The sequence below is a fragment of the Modestobacter lacusdianchii genome (assembly GCF_054177765.1).
On record NZ_JBJJTJ010000025.1, the window covers coordinates 16,669 to 39,584 of the forward strand.

The window sequence follows — 22,916 nt, forward strand, 5'->3', positions numbered from 1 at the left end:
TCCGGGGTCCGGGCGCCGCCTCACCTCGTGGCGGCGCTGCCTCGGCACACAACCTATGGCCCCGGTCACCTCTCGTCAGGTCCGGCCCGCACGGCAGACTCGCGGGGTGACCGACGACGGAGCCCAGGCGGCGGTCGCCGCCCGGGTGCCCGGGGCGGCGGCGCTGGGGCTGCTGGCCCCGCCCGGGGCCGCCACCGTCGCCGCCGGACGGCTGGCCGACCCGGAGTGGACGGCGCAGGTGCTCACCGCGCGCGCCGTCCGCCAGCGCACCCAGGACCGGCGGGTGCTGGCGACGCTGTGGTGGTACTCGGTGTCCAGCGTGCTGCTCACCCCGGTGCTCGCCGGCCTGGCCACCGGCGTGCGGCTCTCGGCCGAGCTGGCCGACACCCGGCTGCACGTGGTCGGTGGCACCCCGGTGGCGGCGACCACCCGGGCCGGGCGGGGTGACCTCGGTCCGGAGCTGCGCGCCGCGCTGGCCGCGGTGGTGGCCGCCACCGCCGAGGCGGGGCAGATGCGCGAGCGGCCGCTGTGGGCGATCGCCACCGACTCGCTGGCGAACCGGCTGCTCGCGGTGGGCCGGGCGGTCGGCGACGTCGAGGCGGTCACCGCGCTGGCGGCGCCACTGGCCGCTGCGGTCGGCGACCCGCTGCCCAGGCCGCGGTACGTCGACGTGGCAGCGCCTGCCGGCCGCGCCGTCCGGTTCACCCGCCGGGCGTCGTGCTGCCTGCTCTGGCAGGTGCCGCACGAGGTGGTCTGCACCTCCTGCCCCCGCCGCGACCCGGTGCAGCGCCAGGTGCTGCTGGAGGACCTCGCCGAGCGGATGTGAGCCGAGCGGGACGGCGCCCGGCGACGGGACCGTGCGACACGGTCCGACGACCGGGCCCGGCCAGGGGGCCCGCCGGGTCGGCGGGCCCCGTCTCACGGGCGCCTCCGGGGGACGTCGCCGGTGACGGTCCTCGGACGCCGGCCCGTGGTGGCGTGGACCACACGGCCGGGTCTCAGCCGGACGAGGCCCGGGGTGCGGCGTCGCTGATCCGGGGGAACGGCGTGGTGGAGAAGACCGTCTCCACCGGCAGCCCGAAGAACTCCGCGATCCGCAGCGCCAGGTGCAGGCTCGGTGCGTACTCACCGCGCTCCAGGTAGCCCACCGTCTGGTAGTGCACGCCGAGGGCGTCGGCCAGCTCCCGCCGGCTGACGCCCTGCTCGGCCCGGAGCAGGGCGATCCGGTTGAAGACCCCGTCGTTCACCGCACCCACTGCAGAGCTGACTCCCGTGCCGCCTCGACCGTCGACCCCGACTGCCGCCGGGCCATCCGGCGCAGCACCCGTGGTGCGACCAGCAGCCCGGCCACCGCCCAGGCGCCGAGGACCAGCAGCATCGGGCCGGTCCGCCAGGAGTCTCCCAGCTCGCCGGCGACCGCCTCCGCGGGGAGGAAGGCCGAGCGCAGCCCGAGGCCGAGCCAGTAGACCGGGAAGACCTGCGCGACCGCCTGCACCCAGCCCCACATCGCCTGGATCGGGACGACGATGCCGGAGATCGCGGTGATCAGCAGGATCGGCAGCATGCCCCAGGTGCCCATCTTCTGGATGCCCGGCACCACCGAGCCCAGCACCATGCCCCACGGCATGGTGGCGAGCAGGCCGAGGACGACCAGGCCGAGGAGGGCCGCCCAACCGCCGGCGCTGTCGGGCGCCACCCCGTCGAACAGCAGCAGGCTCGGCACGAGCACGACCAGCAGGCTGGGCACCAGGGTCAGCGACTGCAGCGTCAGCTGACCGGTGACGTAGCCCTCCATGCCGTGCGGCAGCGCCTTGTGCCGCAGCAGCGTGCCGTCCTCCCGCTCCATCGCCAGCGAGTAGCCGGGACCGATCACCAGGCCGAAGGTGAGCAGCCCGCCCAGGATGCTGGGCAACGCGAACGTCGGGTAGAGCAGGCCGGTGTCGCCGACCTCGTTGTCCCGGTTGAACCAGAGGACGGCGAGGGTGACCACGCCGATGAACAGGTAGAAGCCCTGGTCCTGCGGGCTGCGGAGGCTCTGCACGAACTCCGTCCAGCCCCGGCGCAGGCCCTGGCGCACGGCCTGCCGGGAGGCGGTCACCGGGCCACCTCCGCCAGGTGCCGCTGCGGCCGGGACTCGAAGCGCTGCACCATCGCGATGTAGGTGTCCTCCAGGTCGGCCCGGCGCACCTCCAGGTCGGTCAGCTCGTCGCCGTGCTGGGCGAGCAGCCGGCGGACGAAGGGCACGACCTCGTCGGTGGCGTGCACGAAGCGCTCGCCGTCCCGGCACCAGCGCACCTCGCTGGTGCCGGCCACCTGCCGGGTGAGCGCCTCCGCGCTGCCGTCGGCGACGATCCGCCCGTCGGTGAGGATCAGGATCCGGTCGGCCAGCCGTTCGGCCTCGCCCAGGTCGTGCGTGGTGAGCAGGATGGACGTGCCCTCCAGGTCGGAGAGCCGGTGCACCAGGTCGTGGAAGTCCCGGCGGGCCTGCGGGTCGAAGCCCGCGGTCGGCTCGTCGAGGAAGAGCAGCTCCGGCCGGCCGATCAGCCCGACGGCGACGTCGAGCCGCCGGCGGCGCCCGCCGGAGAGGGTGGCGATCTTCCGGTCGGCCTCGTCGGTCAGCCCGACGGTGACCAGCAGGTCCTCGACGACCCACGGTCGCGGGTGTGCCGGCGTCGAGTAGGGCGCGTAGTAGCCGGCCAGGTAGGTGAGCAGCCGTCGCGGCGTCCAGCGGGGGTGGTCGCGCCAGGACTGCAGCACCACCCCGATCCGGGCGCGCCAGGCGTCGTCGCCGGTGGCCGGGTCGACGCCGAGCACCTCGACGGTGCCGGCCGAGGGGAGCCGGAAGCCCTCCAGGACCTCGATGGTGGTGGTCTTGCCGGCCCCGTTGGGGCCGAGCAGGCAGACCACCTCGCCGGGGTGGACGTCGAAGTCGACGCCGGTGAGCACCGGGTGGTCGCCGTAGCTCATCCGCAGGTCGCGGACCCGGACGGCGGGGGGATCGACGGTGTCGTGCGGAACGGGTGACGCGGTCATGGAGCACCACTCCTGCGCGCGGGGACGACGCTGATGCTCGGGAGAGTAGGAGTGCTATGGCGGTAGTACAAGTACTACATGCGCGGTCGTGCGCCGATGCCGCTCGGGTGGCGGTGGCCACGAGCCGGGCGGGCCGGGTGCCAGGGGGCTGGTGCCCTGGGGTGGGGGAGTCGAGCGGTCAGGCGCCGAGGGCGACGACGTCGCCGACGACCCAGACCGCCGGCGGGCGCACGCCCTCGTCGGCGATCGTCTGCGCCAGCCCGGCCAGCGTGGTGCGGAGCGTGCGCTGGGTCGGCATCGCCCCGTCGGTGACGACCGCGACCGGGGTGTCGGCCGGTCGGCCGTGCTCGACGAGCGCCGCGGCGATCGCCGGTGCGGTGTCCACGCCCATCAGCACCACGACGGTGCCGCGCAGCCGGCCCAGCGCCGCCCAGTCGACCAGCGAGGCCGGGTGGCCGGGGGGCACGTGCCCGGAGACCACCACGAACTCGTGGGTCATGCCCCGGTGGGTGACCGGCACCCCGGCCAGCCCCGGGACGGCGATCGCGCTGGTGATCCCCGGGACGACCTCCACCGGCACGCCCGCGGCGGCGCAGGCCTCGAGCTCCTCGTAGCCGCGGCCGAAGACGAACGGGTCGCCGCCCTTGAGCCGCACCACCCGGCGGCCGGCCAGCGCGTGGCCGACCAGCAGTTCGTTGATCTGCTCCTGGGCCATGGACCGCCCGCGCGGCAGCTTGGAGGCGTCGATGACCAGCACGTCGGCGGGCAGCGAGGCCAGCAGCGCCTGCGGGGCGAGGTGGTCGGCGACGACGACGTCCGCGCTGGCGACCGCCTGCCGGCCGCGCACCGTCACCAGCCCGGGGTCGCCCGGCCCACCACCGACCAGGACGACGCTGCCGGCGGCCACCGAGGGGGCCCGGGAGGCGCGGTCGGCGATGGAGCCGTCGGTCAGCCCGGCGAGCACCGCATCCCGGACGCCGACGGCCCGCTGCGGGTCGCCGCCACCGTGCACGCCGACCACGAGGTCGCCCTGCCGGCCGACGGCGGGGGTCCAGACGCTGGAGGCGGAGCGGTCGTCGGCGCGGGCGCAGAACACCCGGTCGCGCTCGGCCTCCGCGGCCACGGCGGCGTTGACCGCGGGGTCGTCGGTGGCCGCGACGGCGTACCAGGCGCCGGCCAGGTCACCGGGGACGTAGCGCCGCGGGTGCCAGGTGACCGAGCCGGGGGCGACCAGCGCCTCCAGCGCCGGGGTGACCTCGGGGCTGACCACGGTGACCTGGGCGCGGGCCTCGAGCAGGCCGGCGACGCGGCGGTGGGCGACCTGGCCGCCCCCGACGACGACGACCCGCCGGTCGGCCAGCCGCAGGCCCACGGGGTAGACGCTCGCCGGGTCGGGGGTGCCGGACGTGTCTCGGGTGCTGGTCACTTCTCGGTGACGCCCGCCGAGTCGAAGGTCGCGACGTCGCGCAGGGCGCGGGCCGCGCTGGCCACCAGGGGGAGGGCCAGCAGGGCGCCGGTGCCCTCGCCGAGCCGGAGGTCCAGCCCGAGCAGCGGGCGCAGGCCCAGTGCCCGCAGCGCGAGGGCGTGGCCGGGCTCGGCGGAGGTGTGGCCGGCCAGTGCGTGCTCCAGCGCCGCCGGGCAGAGGGCGGCGGCGACCAGGGCGGCCGAGCCGGCGATCACGCCGTCCAGCAGGACCGGCACCCGGGCCGCGGCGGCCCCGAGCACGAAGCCGGCCAGCGCGGCGTGCTCCAGGCCGCCGACCTCGGCCAGCGCGGCCAGCGCCTGCTCGGGCGAGGCCGGGCGGGCCGGCACCCGGGCGGCGGCGCGGGTGACGACGTCGACCTTGCGGGCCAGCGTGGGGTCGTCGACGCCGGTGCCGCGCCCGGTGGCCTCGGCCGGGGCGGCACCGGTGAACGCGCAGACCAGCGCGGCCGAGGCGGTGGTGTTGGTGATCCCCATGTCGCCGGTGACCAGGCACCCGTGGTCGGCGGCGAGCGAGGTGGCCACCTCGATGCCCACCTCGACCGCCCGGCGGGCCTCGTCGAGGGTCATCGCCGGGCCGAGGGCCAGGTCGGCGGTGCCCCGGCGGACGTTGCGCTCCAGCAGCTGCGCGGCCGGACCGACGGGGGTGGCCACCCCGACGTCGACCACGACGACGTCGGCCCCCAGCTGGGCGGCGAAGGCGTTGACCACCGCGCCGCCGGCCGCGAGGTTGGCGACCATCTGTGCGGTCACCTCCTGCGGCCAGGGAGTGACGGCCTGGGCGTGCACCCCGTGGTCGCCGGCGAACACCGCGACCGCCGGGGGGGTGGGCAGCGGCGCGGGGCACTGCCCGGTGGTGCCGGCCAGCTGGGCGGCGACGTCCTCCAGCACGCCGAGCGAGCCCGGCGGCTTGGTCATCCGGTCCAGGCGCTCGCGCGCGGCACACTCGGCGGCCACGTCACGCGGCCGGACGGCGGCGATCGTGGCGCCCAGCAGCGTGCCGGGGAACGGGGACGGATCGGTGCTCAGCGGGTCTCCTCGGGGGTCTGGACCTCGGCAAGGATCTCAGCCAGCACTGACGCGAACGCACGGGAGGTCCCGGGGTCGCGGACGGCGACCCGCAGGTGGTCCCCGTCCAGGCCGGGGAAGGTGTCGCCGCGGCGCACCGCCCAGCCACGCTCGCGCAGCCGCTCGCGCACCCGGGCACCACCCGGGACGCGCACCAGCACGAAGGCGCTCGCCGGCTCACCGACCACCTCGACGCCCGTGGGCAGCGCGGCCAGCAGAGCGGCCCGGTGCACGGCGAGCCGGCGGGCCACCTCGTCGGCCTCCGCCCGGGCCGCCGGGGTGGTGCAGGCCGCCAGCGCGGCCAGCGCCGGGGTGGACACCGGCCAGTGCGGCTGCTGGGCGGCCAGGGCGGCGACCAGGTCGGCCGGACCCAGCGCGTAGCCGACCCGCAGCCCGGCCAGGCCCCAGGTCTTGGTCAGGCTGCGCACCACCAGCAGGCCCGGCAGGTCGGTGCGGTGCGCCAGTGACTCGGTCTCGCCCGGCACGGTGTCGGCGAACGCCTCGTCGACCACGAGCACCCGGCCCGGGCGGGCGAGTGCGGCCAGGGTGGCGTGCGGGTGCAGCGCGGACGTCGGGTTGGTCGGGTTGCCCAGCACCACGAGGTCGGCGTCGTCCGGGACGCCGGTCAGCCGGTCGTACGGCGGGTCGAGCAGCAGCCGCTCCACCGGGTGCCCGGCGGCGCGCAGCGCGGCCTCCGGCTCGGTGAACGACGGGTGGACGACGACCGCGCGGCGCGGGCGCAGCGCCCGGGCGAGCAGGGTGAAGGTCTCGGCGGCCCCGGCGGTGAGCAGCACCTCGGCCTCGTCCCGGCCGTGCGCGGCGGCGACCGCGGCGCGGGCCGGGCGCGGGTCGGGGTAGCCGGCGCTGGCGTCGACCGCCCGGTGCAGCACCGCGCGCAGCCAGGCGGGCGGGGCGTCGGCGCGCACGTTGACCGCGAGGTCGACCAGCCCGGGGGCGACCTCGGCGTCGCCATGGTGCCGGATGTCGATGTCGGAGTGCCGGAGGTCGGTGTCATGGTGCCGGAGGTCGATGTCGTGGTGCCGGAGGTCGGGGTCGTCGTACCGGAGGTCGGTGTCGTGGTGCCGGAGGTCGGTGTCGTGGTGCCGGAGGTCGATGTCGTGGTGCCGGAGGTCGATGTGGTGGTGCCGGGGGTCGGCGTCGGCGCGCACCGCGACCGCGACGGTCACCCGGCCGTGCGAGGTCTTGGCGACCAGCAGCTCGCCGCCGTCCAGCAGGGCCGCGGCCTCGGCGACCGAGGCGGTGCCGACCGCCGAGGCGACCCGGTCCGACGGCGTCGGCACCGGCACGGCGGCCAGCGCGGCGGCCGGGTGCCCGGTGAGCGGCCAGCCCCGGCGGGCGGCGGCCTCCCGCAGCGCCGGCTCGGCGGCCCGGGTGTCCAGCGTGGCCAGCCGCACCGGTCCGGCGGTGGGCGGCAGCACCGCGTCGACGGCGGCCAGCACGTCCTCGGCGGTCGCGCCGGTGGACGTGCCCACGCCGACGGTCAGCACGAGGGGGCGCCGATGCGGTCGGGGAGCAGCGCGCCGACGTCCGTGGGGTGGGCGTCGCCGGAACACGGCGGTTGACCTGGCGGCGGGCTGCCGGCAGCGGCGGGCGCCCCGCGCCCGGCGTGCACCGCGGGCAGCGGTCGCTCAGCCACGGGCGTCGAGGGCGCCCAGCGGCACGCGCGCCGCCGCGGCGACGAAGCGGGAGGCCATGCCGGGCGACCCGGCCCAGTTCAGGTGCAGGTAGGAGGCGTGCACGCCGCCAGCGACGAAGCCCTCCGGCCCGTCGGCGTTCCACTGCCAGGCCGGGGTCGCGCCCGCGGCCGGGCCGGCGGTGGTGCGGTGGAACTCGTGCCCGCGCACCCGCGTGCCGGCCGGGGCCAGCACGCTGTCGGTGAGCGCGACCGCGGCCCGGTAGCCCAGCGTCAGCCGGGGGTGCATCGCCGTCGTGGTGGGCAGCACGCCGCACATCGGCTCGCCGTCCAGCTCCTGGGAGAGGTACAGCAGCCCGGCGCACTCGGCCGCGATCGGGGCCCCGGACCGGGCGAGCTCGGCGATCGCCGTCCGCAGCCCGACGTTGGCGCTCAGCGCGCTGGCGTGCACCTCGGGGAAGCCGCCGCCGACGACCAGCGCCCGGGTGCCGGCGGGCAGGGCGTCGTCCCGCAGCGGGTCGACGGTCACCACCTCCGCACCGGCCGCGGCGAGCAGCTCGGCGGTCTCGGCGTAGCCGAAGGTGAACGCCGGCCCGCCGGCGACGGCGACCACCGGGCGGCCCTCGACCCGGGTCACCTCGGCGGCCGCGTCCCACGGCTCGCCGGTCAGGTCGGGCGCGGTGCGGGCCAGCCGGAGGACGGCGTCCAGGTCGACGCTCGACTCCACGACCGCGCCCAGCGCCCGCACCGTGCGCACCGCCTCGGCCGACCGCTCGGCTGCGGGCACCAGGCCCAGGTGCCGGGACGGCGTCTGCAGCTCGGTGATCCGGCGGACCGCGCCCAGCACCGGCACCCCGGCCGCGCCCAGCGCCTCGCGCAGGATCGACTCGTGCCGGTCGGAGCCGACCCGGTTGAGCACGACGCCGCCGATCCGCACCGTCGGGTCGAAGGTGGCGAACCCGTGCACGAGCGCGGCGACGCTGCGCGCCTGCGAGGCGGCGTCGACGACGAGCACCACCGGGGCCTGCAGGTGCGCGGCGACCTGGGCGGTGGAGCCGTAGCCGGGTTCGACGCTGGCGTGCGCAGCGCCGTCGAACAGCCCCATCACGCCCTCGACCACCGCCACGTCGGCACCACGGGCGCCGTGCAGGAACAGCGGGGTGATCCGGTCGTCGCCGACCAGCCACGTGTCCAGGTTGCGGCCCGGCCGCCCGGCGGCGAGACCGTGGTAGCCGGGGTCGATGTAGTCCGGGCCCACCTTGTGCGGGCTGACGGCGAGCCCACGGGCGGTCAGCGCCGCGATCAGCCCGGTCGTGATCGACGTCTTCCCCGCGTTCGACGACGGCGCCGCGACCACGATCCGCGGGATGTGGGTGCTCACGCCGTCCCCCCGGTGTTGATCATCGGCTCGTTGCCGGTGACACGCCGGAGAACGGCGTTGCGCCGGGCAAGACGCCCATGATCAACGAGGAAGCCGACGACGACGACCCGCGGGACGGTGGTCACCACTCGATCCCCCGTTGGCCCTTCTGGCCGGCGTCCATGGGGTGCTTGACCTTGGTCATCTCCACGACCAGGTCGGCGGCCTCGACCAGCGCGGGTGGGGCGTCGCGGCCGGTGATGACCACGTGCTGGCTGCCCGGGCGGTTCGTCAGGGTCTCCACGACGTCCTGGACGTCGACCCAGCCCCACTTCAGCGGGTAGGTGAACTCGTCGAGCACGTAGAAGCGGTGCGCCTCGGCGGCCAGGTCGCGCTTGATCTGCGCCCACCCCTCGGCGGCGTCGGCGGCGTGGTCGGTCTCGTCGCCGTGCTTGCGCGACCACGACCAGCCCGAGCCCATCTTGTGCCAGACGACCGGCCCGCCCTCGCCGGTGGTCTCGTGCACCCGGCCCAGCGCGGTCAGCGCGTTCTCCTCGCCGACCTTCCACTTGGCGCTCTTGACGAACTGGTAGACCGCGATCGACCAGCCCTGGTTCCACGCCCGCATCGCCATCCCGAAGGCGGCGGTGGACTTGCCCTTCATCTCACCGGTGTGCACCGCCAGCAGCGGCCGGTTGCGGCGCTGCCGGGTGCTGAGTCCGTCCTGCGGCACGACCGCGACCTGTCCCTGCGGCATCAGGCGGCCTCTCGCACCGTGCGGGCCAGCGACTCCGCGCCCAGCTCCTCGAGCCGCATCGTCCGAGCGCCCAGGGCCGTGCCCAGCGAGGCAGCCAGGCCCAGCCGCACCGGCCCGGACTCGCAGTCGACGACGATGCCCGCCGTCCCGGCCGTGGCCAGCAGCCCGGCGGCCCGGCGGGCATCGGCGAGGTGGTCGCCACCGCGGGGGCCGGTCGCCCGGCCGTCGGTGACGACGACGAGCAGCGGACGGCGCCGCGGGTCGCGCACCCGCTCCAGCCGGAGCGTCTCGTGCGCCCGCAGCAGCCCGGCGGCCAGCGGCGTCCGGCCGCCGGTGGGCAGGCTGGTCAGCCGGGCGGCCGCGGCCTCCACCGACCACGTGGGCGGCAGGGTCAGCTCGGCGTCACCGCCGCGGAAGGTGATCAGCCCGACCTTGTCCCGGCGCTGGTAGGCGTCCATCAGCAGCGAGAGGACGGCGCCCTTCACCGCGGCCATCCGGGACCGGGCGCCCATCGAGCCGCTGGCGTCGACGACGAACAGGACGAGGTTGCCCTCGCGACCCTCGAGCGTGGCCTGGCGCAGGTCGGCGCGCTCGACCCGCAGGCCGGTGCCGCTGCGCCCGCGGGCCCGCTGGTGGGGTGCTGCGGCGAGCACGGTGTCGACCAGGTGCAGCTTCGTGACGGTGCCCTCCGGCCGCGTCGAGCCCACCACCCGGCCGCGCTCGCTGCGGGCCCGCGACCTCCGGCCGGCCGTGCCCGCGCCGATGCCGGGCACCTCCAGCCGCTGCACCCGGAACGGCGCATCGGGCGCGACGGCCGCCTTCTCCGGCGCGGGCGCGGCCTCGGTGTGCCCGCCACCCTCACCCCGCGGCGCCGTCGTCGGCCCCTGCTCACCGCCGTCCGGGCCGGCGCCGTCGTCCGAGGGGCCGAAGTCGCGACTTTGGCCCCCGGGGGTGCCGTGGCCGTCCGTCGGGTCACTGCCGGGCGGGCCGTTGCCGTCTGGGCCGTTGCCGTCTGGGCCGTCGTCCGTCGGGCCGTCGTCGGTGGGGTCGGTGCCCTCGGGTGGGGTGAGGTCGTCGTCGGGCGGGGAGTCGGGGCGGGAGTCCTCGAGGGCCTGCTCCAGGGTGTCCTCGTCCAGGCCGGGGGCGTCGAAGGGATTGCGCCGGCGGCGGTGGGGGAGGGCGAGCCGGGCGGCGACCCGGACGTCGTCCTCGGTGACGTCGGTGCGGCCGCACCAGGCGGCGTGCGCGATCGCAGCGCGGGCGGTGACCAGGTCGGCGCGCAGCCCGTCGACGTCGAAGGCGGCGCAGACGCTGGTGACCTGGCGCAGTGCGGCGTCGCTCAGCACCACCCGGGGCAGCAGGGCGCGAGCGGTGGCGATCTGGTCGGCCAGCTCGCGCTCGGAGGCGGCCCAGGCGGCGGCGAATCCGGCCGGGTCGGCGTCGTAGCCGAAGCGGCGGCGGACCACCTCGGCGCGCAGGTCGGCGTCCCGGGGGGCGGCCACCTCGACGGTGAGGCCGAACCGGTCGAGCAGCTGGGGGCGGAGCTCGCCCTCCTCGGGGTTCATGGTGCCGACCAGCAGGAACCGGGCGGCGTGCCGCACGGAGACGCCCTCGCGCTCGACGTAGGCGCGACCCAGGGCGGCGGCGTCCAGCAGCAGGTCGACCAGGTGGTCGTGCAGCAGGTTGACCTCGTCGACGTAGAGCACGCCGCGGTGCGCCCCGGCCAGCAGCCCGGGCTCGAAGCTCTTCACGCCCTCGGTGAGCGCGCGCTCCAGGTCCAGCGAGCCGACCAGGCGGTCCTCCGAGGCGCCGACCGGCAGCTCGACCAGCTTCGCCGGACGCGTGACCGCGGGCGAGTCGGCGGGGTGCGGGCCGTCCGGGCACTCGGGGTCGGGGGCGGCGGGGTCGCAGGCGAAGCGGCAGCCGGTGACGACGTCGACCGGGGGCAGGACGGCGGCCAGGGCGCGCACCGTCGTCGACTTCGCCGTGCCCTTCTCGCCGCGCACCAGCACGCCGCCGACGGCGGGGGAGACGGCGTTGAGCAGCAGGGCCAGCCGCATGTCGTCCATGCCGACGACGGCGCCGAAGGGGTAGGTCATGAAGAGACCACAGGTCCTCTCCCCGGGTGTCCACGCCCGGAGGTGGCGGGAAGCGACGGCGGGAGTTCCTGACTCCCCGGCCGGGACCGGGTCACAGTGGCGGGACCGCGCCGGAGTCGCACCGGGCTTCCTCCACTGCCGTCGCAGTTGGACCGTCATTCGACCACGGGCTCCCGGGGTGGGACCAGGGGCGTGTCTCTTGACGGATCGGAAAGTGATGCGCCACTCTTTCCGACATGGAAAGCATGGGGATCGGCCGGGACGACGCCACCGCCCAGCTGGCCGCGCTGCAGGCCGACCGCGCCGCGCTGGCCGACCGGGTCGTGCCGCCCTGGTGGTACGACGTGACGCTCGGGCTGCTGCTGTTCGGCTTCCTGTCCTCCTACGCCCTCGATTCCCTCTGGGTGACCTTGCCGGCGCTGGTCGTGTTCGGTGGGGCGCTGGCGGCCATGGTGTCGGCGTACAAGCGGATCACCGGCGTCTGGGTGAACATCGACGCGCGTTCGATGGCCGTCTGGACCGGGATCGTCCTGGTCGTCCTCGTACCGGCGTTCGTGCTCGCCGACGGCCACGGCCACCACTGGGTGATGGTGCCCGCGGGCGCAGTGCTCGGGGTCGCGGTGGCACTGATGGGCCGCCGCTGGAGCCGCGCCTACGCCGCTGAGCTGCGGGGCCGGCAGTGACCGGCGGTCCGCTCGACGTGGACGGGCCGGTGGCCGACCGCGACCAGGCGGCCGCACACCTGGCCGGGTTGCAGTCGGACCGGGCCGCGATGGCCGACCGGGCGATGCAGCCCTGGTGGTACGACGCGCTGCTCGGGCTGCTGGTCTTCGGCCTGCTCGCCGCGCTGGCCGCTGACGACCCCTTCCTGACCATCGGCGCCGTCGTCGTGTTCTCCCTCGGACTGCGCTGGCTGATGGCCACCTACCAGCGGCTCACCGGCTTCTGGGTCAACGGGCTGCGGCCCGGGGCGACGCAGAAGGCGATCAGGGTCTGGTTCGTCCTGTACGCGCTCACGGTCGGACCGGCGCTCGTGCTCGCCCTCGGGTTCGACGTCCGGTGGCCCCTGGTGGTCGTCGGCGCGCTGATGGGGCTGAGCATCGCGCTGATCAGCCGGTGGTGGACCCACATCTACATCGCCGAGCTGCGCGGGGAGCTGTGACCGCCGTCGAGCCGCGGTTCGACGCGGTCGTCCACGCCCCGCCGCGGCTGCAGATCTGCGGGCTGCTGGCGGTCGTCGACACGATGGAGTTCGCCGCCGTCCGGGACGCGGTACAGGTGAGCGACTCGGTGCTGTCCAAGCACGTCAAGCAGCTGGAGGAGGCGGGTTACGTGCAGGTGCGCAAGGCCACCATCGCCTCCCGGCAGCGCACCAGCCTGGCGCTGACCAAGGCCGGTCGCGCCGCCTTCGACGCGCACGTCGCCGAGCTCCGCCGCATCGCCGGCCTCTGACCCCCAGCCCCACGAACTCCAGCGCGGGAGCGCACGGGGGACGCGTGCTCTCGCGCGCGAAAGCGCGCGTGCTCGTCCGCGCGAAAGCGCGCGTGCTTGTCCGCGCGAAAGTGCGCGTGCTTGTTCGCGCGAAAGTGCGCGTGCTCAGCCGCGCGAGAGCGCGTGTGGGTTCGCGCGCGGAAGTGCGCCGCTCGGGAGGTGGGCGGAGCGGGGGGCACGGTCGGGCGGGTCGGACCGGGTCGGGCAGAGTGCGGGCGTGGCGGACCGGCGGCGGGTGCTCGACTGGGCCGCCGTCCTGGCCGTCGGGGTCGGGGTCACCGCGGCCTTCGAGCTGCTCGGCGTCCCGTCGGCCGCGCTGTTCGGCGGCCTGGTCGCCGGGCTGGGCCGGGCACTGCTGGGCCGCACCCCGCTCGCGCTGCCCGGGCGGGCCGGCACCGCGGCGCAGGCGGTCATCGGCGTCTCGATCGGCGCGCTGGTGCAGACCGACACCCTGCGCACCGTCGCCGAGCACTGGCTGCCGGTGCTGGGCATCACCGTCGCCACGCTCGGCGTCAGCCTGGTCGCCGGCCAGCTGATGCGGCTGCAGCGCGGGATCAGCCCGGTCACCGGCGCCTTCGCGATGATCGCCGGCGGCGCCTCCGGCATCGCCGCGATGGCGCGCGACCTGGGCGCGGACGAGCAGGTGGTCGCCGTCCTGCAGTACCTGCGGGTGCTGCTCATCGTGGTGGCGATGCCGATCGTGGCCACCACGCTCTACGGCGCCTCCGGCGAGAGCGGGTCGGCGCCGGCCGTCGACAGCCCCGGCTGGCCCGCCGGGCTGCTGTTCACCGCGGTCTGCGTCGTCCTCGGGTTGCTCCTGGGTCGGCTCAGCCGGCTGCCGGTCGGCGCGCTGCTCGGGCCGCTGGCGGTGGCCGCGGTGCTGGACGTGAGCGGTCTGGCGCACGGGGCGTCGGTGCCCGGCCCGGTGGAGGCGGCCGGGTTCCTGGCCATCGGGCTGCAGGTGGGGCTCGGCTTCACCCGGTCGAGCCTGGCGCTGGTCGGCCGGGCGCTCCCGCTGGCCCTGGTGCTGATCGTCGGCGCGGTCGTCGCCTGCGCCGGGCTGGGCGTGCTGCTCTCCCGCACCGCCGGGGTGACGCTGCTGGACGGCTACCTGGCGACCACCCCCGGCGGCCTCTACGCGGTGCTGGCGACCGCGACCGGCAGCGGCGCCGACGCCACGTTCGTGCTCGCCGTCCAGGTGCTGCGGCTGTTCGTGATGCTCTTCTCCGCGCCACTGCTGGCCCGGCTGCTGCGGCCGCGCGCGGGGTGACGGACGGGCCGATCGCGCGCCTACCCTGGTCCGGGTGCGCCAGCCGAGCCAGGGAGGACCGCTGCCCGAGGAAGCCATGACCACGACCGACGCCGTGGTCCCACCGGCCGAGGACGACGCCGTCCTGCTGTTCGTGGGTGGCCCGCTGGACGGCCGGGTGGAGATCCGCGAGGCCCGGCACGGTGAGCCGCTGCCGACGATCACCCACGTGCACCTGCACGGCGGGCCCAAGGTGGTGCACCGGTACGACCTGCAGTCGCTGACCGGCTCGGCCGGGGTCTACCACCTGCGTCCGCGCACCCAGCGGGACGACGACCAGCCGGCCTGAGGCGCCGGGTCACCGGCGGAAGCGGCGGACCCCCTCGGCGACCGCGTCGAACTGGCGCCGGTCCAGGGCCGCGCCCTCCCGCCGGACGTCGGCCGGGTCGATCCGCAGCACCCGGTCGACCCGCACCTCGCTGGGCCGGCCCTGGCGGTCCCAGCCGCCGGTGCCCACGTCCACCCAGTGCCGGCCGTGCCGGGCCTCGTCGGCGGCGTCGAGGTCGTGGTCCTTGCTGCTGAGCATCAGCGCGAGCAGCCCGTCGCCGTCCCGGCCGATGACCAGCACGGGGCGGTCCTTGCCGCGGCCGTCGCCCTCCTCGAAGGGCACCCAGGCCCAGACGACCTCGCCGGGGTCGGGGTGCGGGTCGTCCCGCGGGGCGTAGTCGAGCTCGACCGGGCCGGCGTACTCGGTGGCCTGGCCCGAGCCGCGGCGCGGCGGTGCGGCCGGGGGGAGCGGCGCGCGTTCCGGCACGACGGCGTCGTGCGCCGCGTCGGTCCACGGCGCGAGGTCGGCGGGCGCGCCCACCCACGAGGTCACCGGCGGGGGCTGCGCACCCCGGCCCTGCCTCCGCGTGCCGCTCGGGCGGACGACGTCCGCCAGTCGACCCAGTGCCCTGCGCCAGCTGCTGCCCGCCACCCCCGGCACGCTAGGCGATGACCCTCCCGGCGTGCCCACGCGGGACACGCCGGATGCCGTCACGAGACCCCGCGGGTCTCCTACCAGCAGAACGACACGCGTGTGATCCTGGTGACGGATGGTGCGCGACAGGGGACGAACCGGTCACAACGACGGTTGGGACGGCCGTCGCGGGGCCACACTCGTACCGGCGGCCCGCCCACCGGTCCGCCACGGGGGAGAGGGTCGAGATGACCACAGTGCAGCCGGTCAACCCGGCCGAGGTCCTGGTCTCGCCGGTCGTGCGGGCGAGTGCCCTGGCGGCCTGGCAGCTGGTGGAGGACGCCCGCTACCGGACGCCGGAGCGCCGTCGCCGCAACGAGCGCCGGCGGCTGCTCGCCCAGCGCGCGGTGGCCGACCGCAAGGCCGAACGGGAACGCCGCTCCAGCTGGTGAAGGCCCCCCCTCGCCGCGCTCCGCACGCGGCGGGCCCCTGAGAGGGGGCCGCGAGTGGGGAGGGGATCGGGATGAAGGGCCCCCTTGCCCCCACGCTTCGCAAGCTCAGCGCGGGGGCAAGGGGGCCTAGAGCTCCTGGGCGAGCTCCGCGCGGATCGTCGCGTCGTCGGGCAGCGGGGTGTCCAGCCGGCAGTGCTCCCGCAGCACCTCGCCGAACGGCGTCATGGTCGAGCGGTCGACGTGTGTGGCCGGGTCCCAGAGGCCGGAGCGCATGACCGCCTTGCCGCACTGGAAGTAGGCGCGCTGCACCTGCACGACCAGCACCGAGCGCGGCGCCCGGCCGAACTCGGTCAGGTCGACGCCCAGGTCGTCGGGGCCGACCAGCGACGTCGTCCCGAACACCTTGAGCGTCTCCTCGGCGCCCGGCACGAAGAACAGCAGCGCCGCCCGCGGGTTCTCGGTGAGGTTGCGCAGGCTGTCGACCCGGTTGTTGCCGGTGCGGTCGGGCAGCGCCAGGCGGTGCTCGTCGAGCACGTGCACGAAGCCCGGGTCACCGCCGCGCGGGCTGACCTCCGGCCACCCCTCGGCGGTGGCCGTGGAGAGCGTGGCGAAGGGGGAGAGCCCGATGAACGCCGCGCAGTGCCGGTCGATCCGGTCGATCTCCTTGTCCAGCACCAGCTGGCTGGGGGCGCGGTAGCCGGCCAGCACCGCTCGGTCGGCAGCGTCAGGGGCGGCGGCGTCGGCGACGGTCACCGTTCGACGGTAGCTGCCGCTGGGTAGCCTGCCCCCTCGTGCCCGAGGTCTGGAGTGCTCCCGTCCGTTTCGCCGAGTGCGACCAGCAGGGCGTCGCGTTCAACGCCCACTACCTGACCTGGGCCGATGAGGCGCTGAACGCCTGGTGGGCGGGGGTCGGCCTGCCGTACGGCGCGCTGGACGCCTGGGGGATCGAGTACTACGTCAAGGCCAGCGCACTGGACTGGGTGTCCTCGGCCCGGTACGGCGACACCGTGGCCGTCGACGCCGAGCTGGACCGGTTGGGCCGCACCAGCCTCACCGTGCTGTTCACCGTGCGGGTGGGCGAACGGGTCTGCTGCACCGTGCGCACCACCTACGTGGCCACCGCCGACGGCCGCCCCACACCCTGGCCGGACGACGTCCGGGCGCGGGTCAGCGCGGGCTGAACCCGCTCGCCAGCACCGGCAGCCCGGCCGGCGGGCCGGACTCCACCAGCCGCCAGAGCGCGTCGGTGTCGGCGTGCTCGGCGATCAGGTCCCCGAGCACGTCCAGCCGGGCCTCCCGGACCGCGGCGAAGTCGGTGCCGGGTGCGACGGTGAATCGGCGGCCGGCGATCTGGGCGACCTCGGTGAGGAACGCCCGGCGGAAGCCGTCGGACTCCAGCGCGCCGTGCCACGTCGTCCCGAAGACCGCGCCGGCGCGGGCGCCGTCCAGGAACGGCTCGGCGCCGTCGTCGACGACCGCGATGCCGTGGTGGATCTCGTAGCCGCGCACCGGCTGGCCGAGCGCCGTCCCGGCCGGCCGGCCGAGGGTCTTCTCCCGGGCGAACGTGACGTCGGTGGGCAGCAGGCCCAGCCCCGGGACGACGCCGGCCCGGGACTCCACGTCGTCGGTGATCGTGCGGGCCAGCATCTGGTGGCCGCCGCAGATGCCGAGCACCGGACGCCCCTCGGCGGCCCGGCGGGAGACGGCGTCGGCCAGCCCGGTCTCCCGCAGCCACCGCAGGTCGGCCACGGTCGAGCGGGTGCCGGGCAGCACCACCAGGTCGGCGTCGGCCAGCTCCTCGGGCCGGCTGGCGTACCGCAGCAGCACCCCCGGCTCGCTGGCCAGCGCGTCGAGGTCGGTGAAGTTGGACAGCCGGGGCAGTCGGGCGACCGACACCCGGAGCACGTCCGCACCGTGCGGCGGCCCGGCCGGGGCACGCACGGCGTCGACGCCCAGAGAGTCCTCGACGTCGAGCTCCAGGCCGGTGCGCCAGGGCAGCACGCCCAGCGTCGGGCGGCCGGTGAGCGCGGTCAGCTGATCGAGCCCCGGGGCGAGCAGCCGGGCGTCGCCGCGGAACTTGTTGACCAGGAACCCGGCCACCAGCGCCTGGTCGGCCGGCGGCATCAGCGCGACCGTGCCGTAGAGCGCGGCGAAGACCCCGCCGCGGTCGATGTCGCCGACCACCACGACCGGCAGCCGCGCGGCGGTGGCCAGCCCCATGTTGGCGATGTCGTCGGCCCGCAGGTTGATCTCGGTGGGGGAGCCGGCCCCCTCGCAGACCACCACGTCGAACCGGGACCGCAGGTCGGCCAGGCAGGCCAGCGCCTGCTCCAGCAGCGCCGCCTTCATCGGCCGGTAGGACAGCGCCGTCACGTCGGCGACGGGCCTGCCGAGGACGACCACCTGGCTGGCGTTCTCCCCGCCGGGCTTGAGCAGCACCGGGTTCATCGCGGCCTCGGGCTCCACCCGGGCGGCCGCGGCCTGCATCACCTGCGCTCGGCCGATCTCCGCGCCGTCCACGGTGACCATCGAGTTGTTGCTCATGTTCTGCGCCTTGAACGGCGCCACCGACACGCCCTGGCGCACCAGCCAGCGGCAGATGCCGGCGGTGACCACCGACTTGCCGGCGTCGGAGGTGGTGCCGGCGACCAGGAGCGCGCCACCCGTGCGGTCGCTCCGCGACCAGCCGTCCCGGCCGACGGTCACGCGGCGGTCGGGGCGTCGCCCCAGCCGGCCTTCTCCTGGCCGGAGAGCGCGGCGATCGCCTCCATCACCTGGTCGGTGACCTCCCGCCGTGCCTTGCCCTTGCCGGCCATGCCGCGGTGCTCCGGGAAGGTCAGCGGCTCCCCGAAGGTCACCGAGACCCGCTGCGGCCGGGGCCACCGCGCGCCGACCGGCTGCACCTTGTCGGTGCCGCGCACGGCGACGGGGACGACGGGGCAGTCGGCGGTCAGCGCCAGCCAGGCGACACCGGTCTTGCCGCGGGCCAGCCGGCCGTCACGGGAGCGGGTGCCCTCCGGGTAGATGCCGAACGCGCCACCGGCCCGCAGCACCTCCATCGCGGTGTCCAGTGCGGCCTGGGCCGCCCGGGAGGCCTCCCGCTCGACCGGCAGTGCGCCCAGGGCGGTGAACAGCGTCCGGGACACCCAGCCGCTGAAGCCGGTGCCCCGCCAGTACTCCGCCTTCGCCAGGTAGGCGACCTTGCGTGGGGCCACCAGGGGGATGCCGATGCTGTCGATGAACGACAGGTGGTTGCTGGCCAGGATCACCGGGCCGGTGAGCGGCACGTTCTCCCGGCCGACGACCGTGGGCCGGAAGACCACGAAGACCAGTGGCCGCAGCACGAACCGCACGAGCAGGTAGAACACCGCCGCCGTCCCCCTCCCTCGTCCGGCCCGGCCGCGCACGGGCGCCGGGCGATCCCGGCATCCTCTCCTGTGCGCGCGGGACCGGGGAGGGCGGGTGCGTCAGACCGTGCTGCGGGCCGGCGGGCAGGCGTCGTGCAGGATCTCGCGCACGTCGTCCGGCAGCGGGGTGGAGCCGCTGGCCGACTCGACGATGGCGACCGCGACCTCGCGCACCTTGCGGTGGGTGTGGCTGGAGATGTGCGCCAGCAGGTCGAAGGCGACCTGGTCGCTGCAGCCCATGAGCAGCATGAGGACGCCCTTGGCCTGCTCGATCGAGGCCCTGCTGGCCATGGCGCTGCGCAGCTGCTCCACCTCGGTCTCCAGGTGGCGGAGCTGCTCACCGGCGGCTGGCCGACTGTCGGTCAGGTCGAGCACCAGCCCCGTGAGGGCGGTGACCGAGCCGTGGTGGTCGACCTCGGGCTCGCAGACCAGCAGGACCGGGTGGCTGGAGCCGTCGCCCCGCAGCACCCGGTGCTCCCGGGCGAACGGTGACCCGGTCTCGCTCGCGGTGAGCAGGGCCTCCTGGACAGCGGGCCGGTCGTCGGGGTGGACGGCGGAGAGCAGCGCCGTGACCGATGGCCTGAGCGAACCGGGCGTGGACTCCAGGAGGGCGTGCAGCTCCGGGGACCACCACCACTGCTCGGTGGTCAGGTCGCCGCGGAAGCGGCCGGCGGCGCCGTTCGTGGCGGAACGGCCGGAGCTGGCGGCCACGTGCGTGAGGTGGCGGGAAGTGGCTGAGGTGACGGACATCGCGATCGACCGGTTTCTCTGCTGGCGCACCGTGCTGTCGTCGGTGGGGGGCGGCGTGCCGTGTATTCGACCGACGCCCCGATCGGGCCCAGGGGACTCGACCGCTCCTACAGCGGCCAAGCTACCGCCCGGCTCCGCGCCGTGCACGGTCGCCGGGGTGTCGCCCCGCGGCTCCGACCTGCGGTGACGCGATGTCAGCGCCTGGTCACGGTGTGGCTCGTCGGCGGCGGGGCAGCTGGCTCAGCGCGGCCAGGACGGCGGCCGTCGTCCACACCGCCCGGGACAGCCGCACCGCCCGGCCGACGTCGTCCCGCACCGGCGGACGGCCGTCGCCGAGGGTGGGCCGCTCCTCCACGCGCGTGCCGTAGACGTTGCGCCCGCCGAGCCGCAGCCCCAGCGCACCGGCCAGCGCTGCCTCGCAGCGACCGGCGTTCGGGCTGGGGTGCGCCGCACCGTCCCGGCGCCACACCCGCCAGGCCGCTCCCGCCGAGCCCCCGGCCAGCGGGGCCGCCGCGACGGTGAGCGCGGCGGTGAGCCGGGCGGGCACCCAGTTGACGACGTCGTCGAACCGTGCGGACGCCCAGCCGAAGCGGGCGTACCGGGCCGACCGGTACCCGACCATCGCGTCCAGGGTGTTCACCGCGCGGTAGCCCAGCAGCCCGGGCAGCCCGGCGACCGCTCCCCAGAACAACGGCGCCACCGCGGCGTCGGAGGTGTTCTCCGCGACCGACTCGACGGTGGCCCGCACCAGCTCCGGTTCACCCAGCCCGCTCGGGTCGCGGCCGGCCAGGCTGGACAGGTGCGCGCGGGCGGCGGGCAGGTCACCGCCGGCGAGGTGCTGGCCCATGGTGTCCGCCGCGCGACCCAGCGAGGTGCCGCCGAGCACCGCCCAGGTGGCCAGCGCGGTCGCCGCGGTACGGGCCGCCGGGTGCGGCGCGGTCAGCCGGGACGCCGCCGTCCCGGCCGCGACCGCTGCTCCGACGCAGAGCCCCGCGTAGGCGACCCCCGCGGCGCGGGAGTCGCGCCAGACGCGTCGCTCCAGCGCGGCGGCGGCCTGCCCGAAACCGGCGACCGGGTGGCCGCGGCGGGGGTCGGCGAACAGCAGGTCGGCGGCGGCGCCGAGGGCCAGCCCGGCGGCGGTCGCGCGGCTCACCGGGCGCCCCTCCTGCGGTGAGCTAGAGCCCTGCCCCCGGTGAAGGGCAGGGCTCTAGCGGCGGCGGAGGACATCGACGGCCACTGTAGGGAGGCGCGGCCGGCGGGTGTCCCTAGGATCGACGGTCATGCGCCTGCCCGGCCGTTACGACGGCGTCGCCCGGCCGATCGTCACCTACGGCAGCAACCCCGTGCTGCACCGCGCGTGCGCCCCGGTCACCGAGTTCGACCGGCCCCTGCGGCACCTCGTGCTGGACATGTTCGCCAGCATGACCGCCGCCGACGGGGTCGGGCTGGCCGCCAACCAGATCGGTGTCGACGCGCGGGTCTTCGTCATCGACTGCCCGGACGCCGCCGGCGAGGACGTCGTCGGTTACGTGATCAACCCGGTGCTCACCCTCCTCGAGCCGGTGGGGGACGAGCCGGCGGTCGAGCTGACCGAGGAGGGCTGCCTGTCCGTCCCCGGCCCCTACGCCGAGCTGGAGCGGGCCTTCCGCGCCCGGGTCGACGGGGTCGACCTGCAGGGCGAGCCGACCGCGATCGAGGCGACCGGCATGGCCGCCCGCTGCCTCCAGCACGAGGTCGACCACCTCGACGGCACCGTCTACGTCGACCGGCTGCCGGCGGACGTGCGCGATCGGTTGCTCGCCGAGGCGGCCGGCCCCGAGGGCGACCTGCCCGCGTGAGGGCCGAGGGAGCATCGCAGGGAGCGCCAGCGACCGAGGAGCGGACCGGGGCCGGTCCGCACGCCCTGGGCAGCTGGGCGTGAGCGGGGCAGTCGTGACCGTCGTCGGCGTCGGTGCCGACGGGTGGGACGGGCTGTCCCCGGTGGCCCGGCGGGCGATCGCGGCCGCCGAGGTGCTGCGCGGCAGCGCCCGGCAGCTGGCGCTGGTGCCCGGCGAGGTCACCGCCGAGCGGGTGCCGTGGCCCTCGCCGATGACCCCGGCGCTCGCCGCGCTGCCCACCGACCACCCCGGCCGGCGGGTCGTGGTGCTGGCCAGCGGGGACCCGATGCTCTCCGGCGTCGGCACCTCGCTGGTGCGGTTGTTCGGGGCGGACGCCGTCCAGGTCCTGCCGCACCCCTCGTCGGTCACGCTGGCCTGCGCGCGGCTGGGCTGGGCGGTGGAGGAGACCACCGTCGTCACCGTGGTCGGCCGGCCGGTCTCGCTGGTCCTGCCGCACGCCACCCCCGGCCGGCGGTTGCTGGTGCTCGGCTCGGACACCCGCACCCCCGCCGACCTCGCCGCGCTGCTCGCCGGGTCCGGCTACGGCGCCAGCCGGCTGACCGCCCTGGCCCAGCTCGGCGGCGACGCGGAGCGGCGGTTCACCGGCACCGCCGCCGGCTGGCCGCACCCGGAGACCGACCCCCTGGTGCTCATCGCCGTCGAGGTCGTCGCCGACCCGGGCGCCGTGCCGCTGCCGACCGTGCCGGGCCTGCCGGACGACGTCTACGACTCCGACGGCCAGCTGACCAAGCGCGACGTCCGGGCGGTGACGCTGGCCCGGCTGGTTCCGTTGCCCGGCCAGCTGCTCTGGGACGTCGGCGCCGGGGCCGGCTCCATCGGCATCGAGTGGATGCGGGTGCACCCGGCCTGCCGGGCGGTCGCCGTGGAGGTCGATCCGGAGCGCGCGGCGCGGATCGTGCGGAACGCCGACCGGCTCGGCGTCCCCGGCCTGCAGGTCGTGACCGGCTCGGCGCCCGACGCACTCGTCGACCTGCCGACCCCGGACGCCGTCTTCGTCGGGGGCGGCGCGACCACCCCGCTGCTGCTGGACACCGTCTGGGCGGCGCTCCCGCCCGGCGGCCGGCTGGTGGTGAACGCGGTGACGCTGGAGAGCGAGGCGGTGCTCGCCGAGTGGCACGGCCGTTGCGGCGGCTCGCTGACCCGGCTGTCGGTCGCGCACGCCCAGCCCGTCGGCGGCTTCACCGGCTGGAAGCCCGCCATGCCCGTCACCGTCTGGAGCGTCACCCGATGACCGCCTGCGCTCTCGCGCGTTCGA

General features: G+C 76.3%; 26 protein-coding genes and 1 riboswitch. Of the genes, 10 read left to right on the forward strand and 16 right to left on the reverse strand.

Annotated features, from left to right (window positions below; genetic code table 11):
- Nucleotides 1-106 precede the first annotated feature (106 nt).
- Complete coding sequence (locus tag ACJTNH_RS16170) at nucleotides 107-826, forward strand: (2Fe-2S)-binding protein (RefSeq protein WP_458177437.1); 720 nt, start codon at nucleotides 107-109, stop codon at nucleotides 824-826.
- A gap of 172 nt (nucleotides 827-998) precedes the next feature.
- On the opposite strand, the gene ACJTNH_RS16175 is transcribed toward ACJTNH_RS16170, so the two are convergent.
- The 10 genes from ACJTNH_RS16175 to ACJTNH_RS16220 all read right to left on the reverse strand — a co-directional run bounded on the left by ACJTNH_RS16175 (nucleotide 999) and on the right by ACJTNH_RS16220 (nucleotide 11,453).
- A complete protein-coding gene (locus ACJTNH_RS16175) occupies nucleotides 999-1,247 on the reverse strand; it encodes a helix-turn-helix transcriptional regulator (RefSeq protein ID WP_458177439.1) in 249 nt (82 codons plus the stop codon).
- Nucleotides 1,244-2,098 (reverse strand): ABC transporter permease, encoded by an 855-nt coding sequence (locus tag ACJTNH_RS16180; RefSeq protein WP_458177441.1) that lies wholly within the window; start codon nucleotides 2,096-2,098, stop codon nucleotides 1,244-1,246. The genes ACJTNH_RS16175 and ACJTNH_RS16180 overlap by 4 nt, the downstream gene beginning before the upstream one ends.
- Entirely contained in the window at nucleotides 2,095-3,033 is a 939-nt protein-coding gene (locus tag ACJTNH_RS16185) for an ABC transporter ATP-binding protein (RefSeq protein WP_458177443.1), read from the reverse strand. Before ACJTNH_RS16185 ends, ACJTNH_RS16180 begins: the two co-directional genes overlap by 4 nt.
- Nucleotides 3,034-3,211: 178 nt before the next feature.
- Nucleotides 3,212-4,459 carry a uroporphyrinogen-III C-methyltransferase gene (cobA, locus tag ACJTNH_RS16190; protein ID WP_458177445.1) on the reverse strand — a complete coding sequence of 416 codons (1,248 nt, stop codon included), beginning with the start codon at nucleotides 4,457-4,459 and terminating at the stop codon, nucleotides 3,212-3,214.
- On the reverse strand, nucleotides 4,456-5,544 hold the full coding sequence (gene cobT, locus ACJTNH_RS16195) for a nicotinate-nucleotide--dimethylbenzimidazole phosphoribosyltransferase (RefSeq protein WP_458177534.1): 1,089 nt from the start codon (nucleotides 5,542-5,544) through the stop codon (nucleotides 4,456-4,458). Before cobT ends, cobA begins: the two co-directional genes overlap by 4 nt.
- Nucleotides 5,541-7,076, reverse strand: coding sequence for an Rv2231c family pyridoxal phosphate-dependent protein CobC (cobC, locus tag ACJTNH_RS16200; protein ID WP_458177447.1), 1,536 nt, complete (start codon nucleotides 7,074-7,076; stop codon nucleotides 5,541-5,543). The genes cobT and cobC overlap by 4 nt, the downstream gene beginning before the upstream one ends.
- A 156-nt stretch (nucleotides 7,077-7,232) precedes the next feature.
- A complete protein-coding gene (locus ACJTNH_RS16205; RefSeq protein WP_458177449.1) occupies nucleotides 7,233-8,618 on the reverse strand; it encodes a cobyrinate a,c-diamide synthase in 1,386 nt (461 codons plus the stop codon).
- Complete coding sequence (locus tag ACJTNH_RS16210) at nucleotides 8,615-8,743, reverse strand: hypothetical protein (RefSeq protein ID WP_458177451.1); 129 nt, start codon at nucleotides 8,741-8,743, stop codon at nucleotides 8,615-8,617. Before ACJTNH_RS16210 ends, ACJTNH_RS16205 begins: the two co-directional genes overlap by 4 nt.
- On the reverse strand, nucleotides 8,740-9,330 hold the full coding sequence (gene cobO, locus ACJTNH_RS16215; RefSeq protein WP_458177453.1) for a cob(I)yrinic acid a,c-diamide adenosyltransferase: 591 nt from the start codon (nucleotides 9,328-9,330) through the stop codon (nucleotides 8,740-8,742). Before cobO ends, ACJTNH_RS16210 begins: the two co-directional genes overlap by 4 nt.
- A gap of 23 nt (nucleotides 9,331-9,353) precedes the next feature.
- On the reverse strand, nucleotides 9,354-11,453 hold the full coding sequence (locus ACJTNH_RS16220; protein ID WP_458177455.1) for a putative cobaltochelatase: 2,100 nt from the start codon (nucleotides 11,451-11,453) through the stop codon (nucleotides 9,354-9,356).
- 40 nt (nucleotides 11,454-11,493) lie between these two features.
- Nucleotides 11,494-11,625, reverse strand: a riboswitch (cobalamin riboswitch).
- 64 nt (nucleotides 11,626-11,689) lie between these two features.
- Here ACJTNH_RS16220 and ACJTNH_RS16225 point away from each other — a divergent pair.
- The 5 genes from ACJTNH_RS16225 to ACJTNH_RS16245 all read left to right on the forward strand — a co-directional run bounded on the left by ACJTNH_RS16225 (nucleotide 11,690) and on the right by ACJTNH_RS16245 (nucleotide 14,542).
- Nucleotides 11,690-12,136, forward strand: a complete 447-nt coding sequence (locus ACJTNH_RS16225) for a hypothetical protein (RefSeq protein WP_458177457.1) — start codon at nucleotides 11,690-11,692, stop codon at nucleotides 12,134-12,136.
- Nucleotides 12,133-12,615, forward strand: a complete 483-nt coding sequence (locus tag ACJTNH_RS16230) for a hypothetical protein (RefSeq protein ID WP_458177459.1) — start codon at nucleotides 12,133-12,135, stop codon at nucleotides 12,613-12,615. The genes ACJTNH_RS16225 and ACJTNH_RS16230 overlap by 4 nt, the downstream gene beginning before the upstream one ends.
- Nucleotides 12,612-12,905, forward strand: coding sequence for a transcriptional regulator (locus tag ACJTNH_RS16235; protein ID WP_458177461.1), 294 nt, complete (start codon nucleotides 12,612-12,614; stop codon nucleotides 12,903-12,905). The genes ACJTNH_RS16230 and ACJTNH_RS16235 overlap by 4 nt, the downstream gene beginning before the upstream one ends.
- Nucleotides 12,906-13,161: 256 nt before the next feature.
- Nucleotides 13,162-14,214, forward strand: coding sequence for an AbrB family transcriptional regulator (locus tag ACJTNH_RS16240; protein ID WP_458177463.1), 1,053 nt, complete (start codon nucleotides 13,162-13,164; stop codon nucleotides 14,212-14,214).
- Nucleotides 14,215-14,248: 34 nt separating this feature from the next.
- Nucleotides 14,249-14,542: a hypothetical protein gene (locus ACJTNH_RS16245; protein ID WP_458177465.1), complete on the forward strand. Its 294-nt coding sequence runs from the start codon at nucleotides 14,249-14,251 to the stop codon at nucleotides 14,540-14,542.
- 9 nt (nucleotides 14,543-14,551) lie between these two features.
- Here ACJTNH_RS16245 and ACJTNH_RS16250 read toward each other — a convergent pair whose 3' ends face one another.
- A complete protein-coding gene (locus ACJTNH_RS16250; protein WP_458177467.1) occupies nucleotides 14,552-15,073 on the reverse strand; it encodes a type II toxin-antitoxin system PemK/MazF family toxin in 522 nt (173 codons plus the stop codon).
- Between the two features lie 329 nt (nucleotides 15,074-15,402).
- Here ACJTNH_RS16250 and ACJTNH_RS16255 point away from each other — a divergent pair, with 329 nt between their 5' ends.
- Nucleotides 15,403-15,606, forward strand: coding sequence for a hypothetical protein (locus tag ACJTNH_RS16255; RefSeq protein WP_458177469.1), 204 nt, complete (start codon nucleotides 15,403-15,405; stop codon nucleotides 15,604-15,606).
- A 126-nt stretch (nucleotides 15,607-15,732) separates the two neighbouring features.
- On the opposite strand, the gene ACJTNH_RS16260 is transcribed toward ACJTNH_RS16255, so the two are convergent.
- Nucleotides 15,733-16,359, reverse strand: a complete 627-nt coding sequence (locus tag ACJTNH_RS16260) for an MSMEG_1061 family FMN-dependent PPOX-type flavoprotein (RefSeq protein WP_458177471.1) — start codon at nucleotides 16,357-16,359, stop codon at nucleotides 15,733-15,735.
- 38 nt (nucleotides 16,360-16,397) lie between these two features.
- On the opposite strand from ACJTNH_RS16260, the gene ACJTNH_RS16265 reads away from it, so the two are divergent.
- Nucleotides 16,398-16,787: an acyl-CoA thioesterase gene (locus ACJTNH_RS16265; RefSeq protein ID WP_458177473.1), complete on the forward strand. Its 390-nt coding sequence runs from the start codon at nucleotides 16,398-16,400 to the stop codon at nucleotides 16,785-16,787.
- Here the strand turns inward: ACJTNH_RS16265 and ACJTNH_RS16270 are convergent.
- From ACJTNH_RS16270 to ACJTNH_RS16285, 4 genes are all read right to left on the reverse strand, one after another.
- Nucleotides 16,774-18,312 (reverse strand): cobyric acid synthase, encoded by a 1,539-nt coding sequence (locus tag ACJTNH_RS16270; protein ID WP_458177475.1) that lies wholly within the window; start codon nucleotides 18,310-18,312, stop codon nucleotides 16,774-16,776. The genes ACJTNH_RS16265 and ACJTNH_RS16270 overlap by 14 nt on opposite strands.
- Nucleotides 18,309-18,974 (reverse strand): lysophospholipid acyltransferase family protein, encoded by a 666-nt coding sequence (locus ACJTNH_RS16275; RefSeq protein ID WP_458177477.1) that lies wholly within the window; start codon nucleotides 18,972-18,974, stop codon nucleotides 18,309-18,311. Before ACJTNH_RS16275 ends, ACJTNH_RS16270 begins: the two co-directional genes overlap by 4 nt.
- A 99-nt stretch (nucleotides 18,975-19,073) precedes the next feature.
- Nucleotides 19,074-19,724 carry a PAS and ANTAR domain-containing protein gene (locus tag ACJTNH_RS16280; RefSeq protein WP_458177479.1) on the reverse strand — a complete coding sequence of 217 codons (651 nt, stop codon included), beginning with the start codon at nucleotides 19,722-19,724 and terminating at the stop codon, nucleotides 19,074-19,076.
- Nucleotides 19,725-19,968: 244 nt separating this feature from the next.
- Nucleotides 19,969-20,916, reverse strand: coding sequence for a cobalamin biosynthesis protein (locus ACJTNH_RS16285; RefSeq protein WP_458177481.1), 948 nt, complete (start codon nucleotides 20,914-20,916; stop codon nucleotides 19,969-19,971).
- A gap of 127 nt (nucleotides 20,917-21,043) precedes the next feature.
- Between ACJTNH_RS16285 and def the strand changes: the two genes are divergently transcribed.
- The gene (gene def, locus ACJTNH_RS16290) at nucleotides 21,044-21,601 is read left to right on the forward strand and encodes a peptide deformylase (RefSeq protein WP_458177483.1); all 558 of its coding nucleotides are present in this window, start codon (nucleotides 21,044-21,046) and stop codon (nucleotides 21,599-21,601) included.
- A gap of 79 nt (nucleotides 21,602-21,680) precedes the next feature.
- Nucleotides 21,681-22,892 carry a precorrin-6y C5,15-methyltransferase (decarboxylating) subunit CbiE gene (gene cbiE, locus ACJTNH_RS16295; protein ID WP_458177485.1) on the forward strand — a complete coding sequence of 404 codons (1,212 nt, stop codon included), beginning with the start codon at nucleotides 21,681-21,683 and terminating at the stop codon, nucleotides 22,890-22,892.
- Nucleotides 22,893-22,916: the final 24 nt, after the last annotated feature.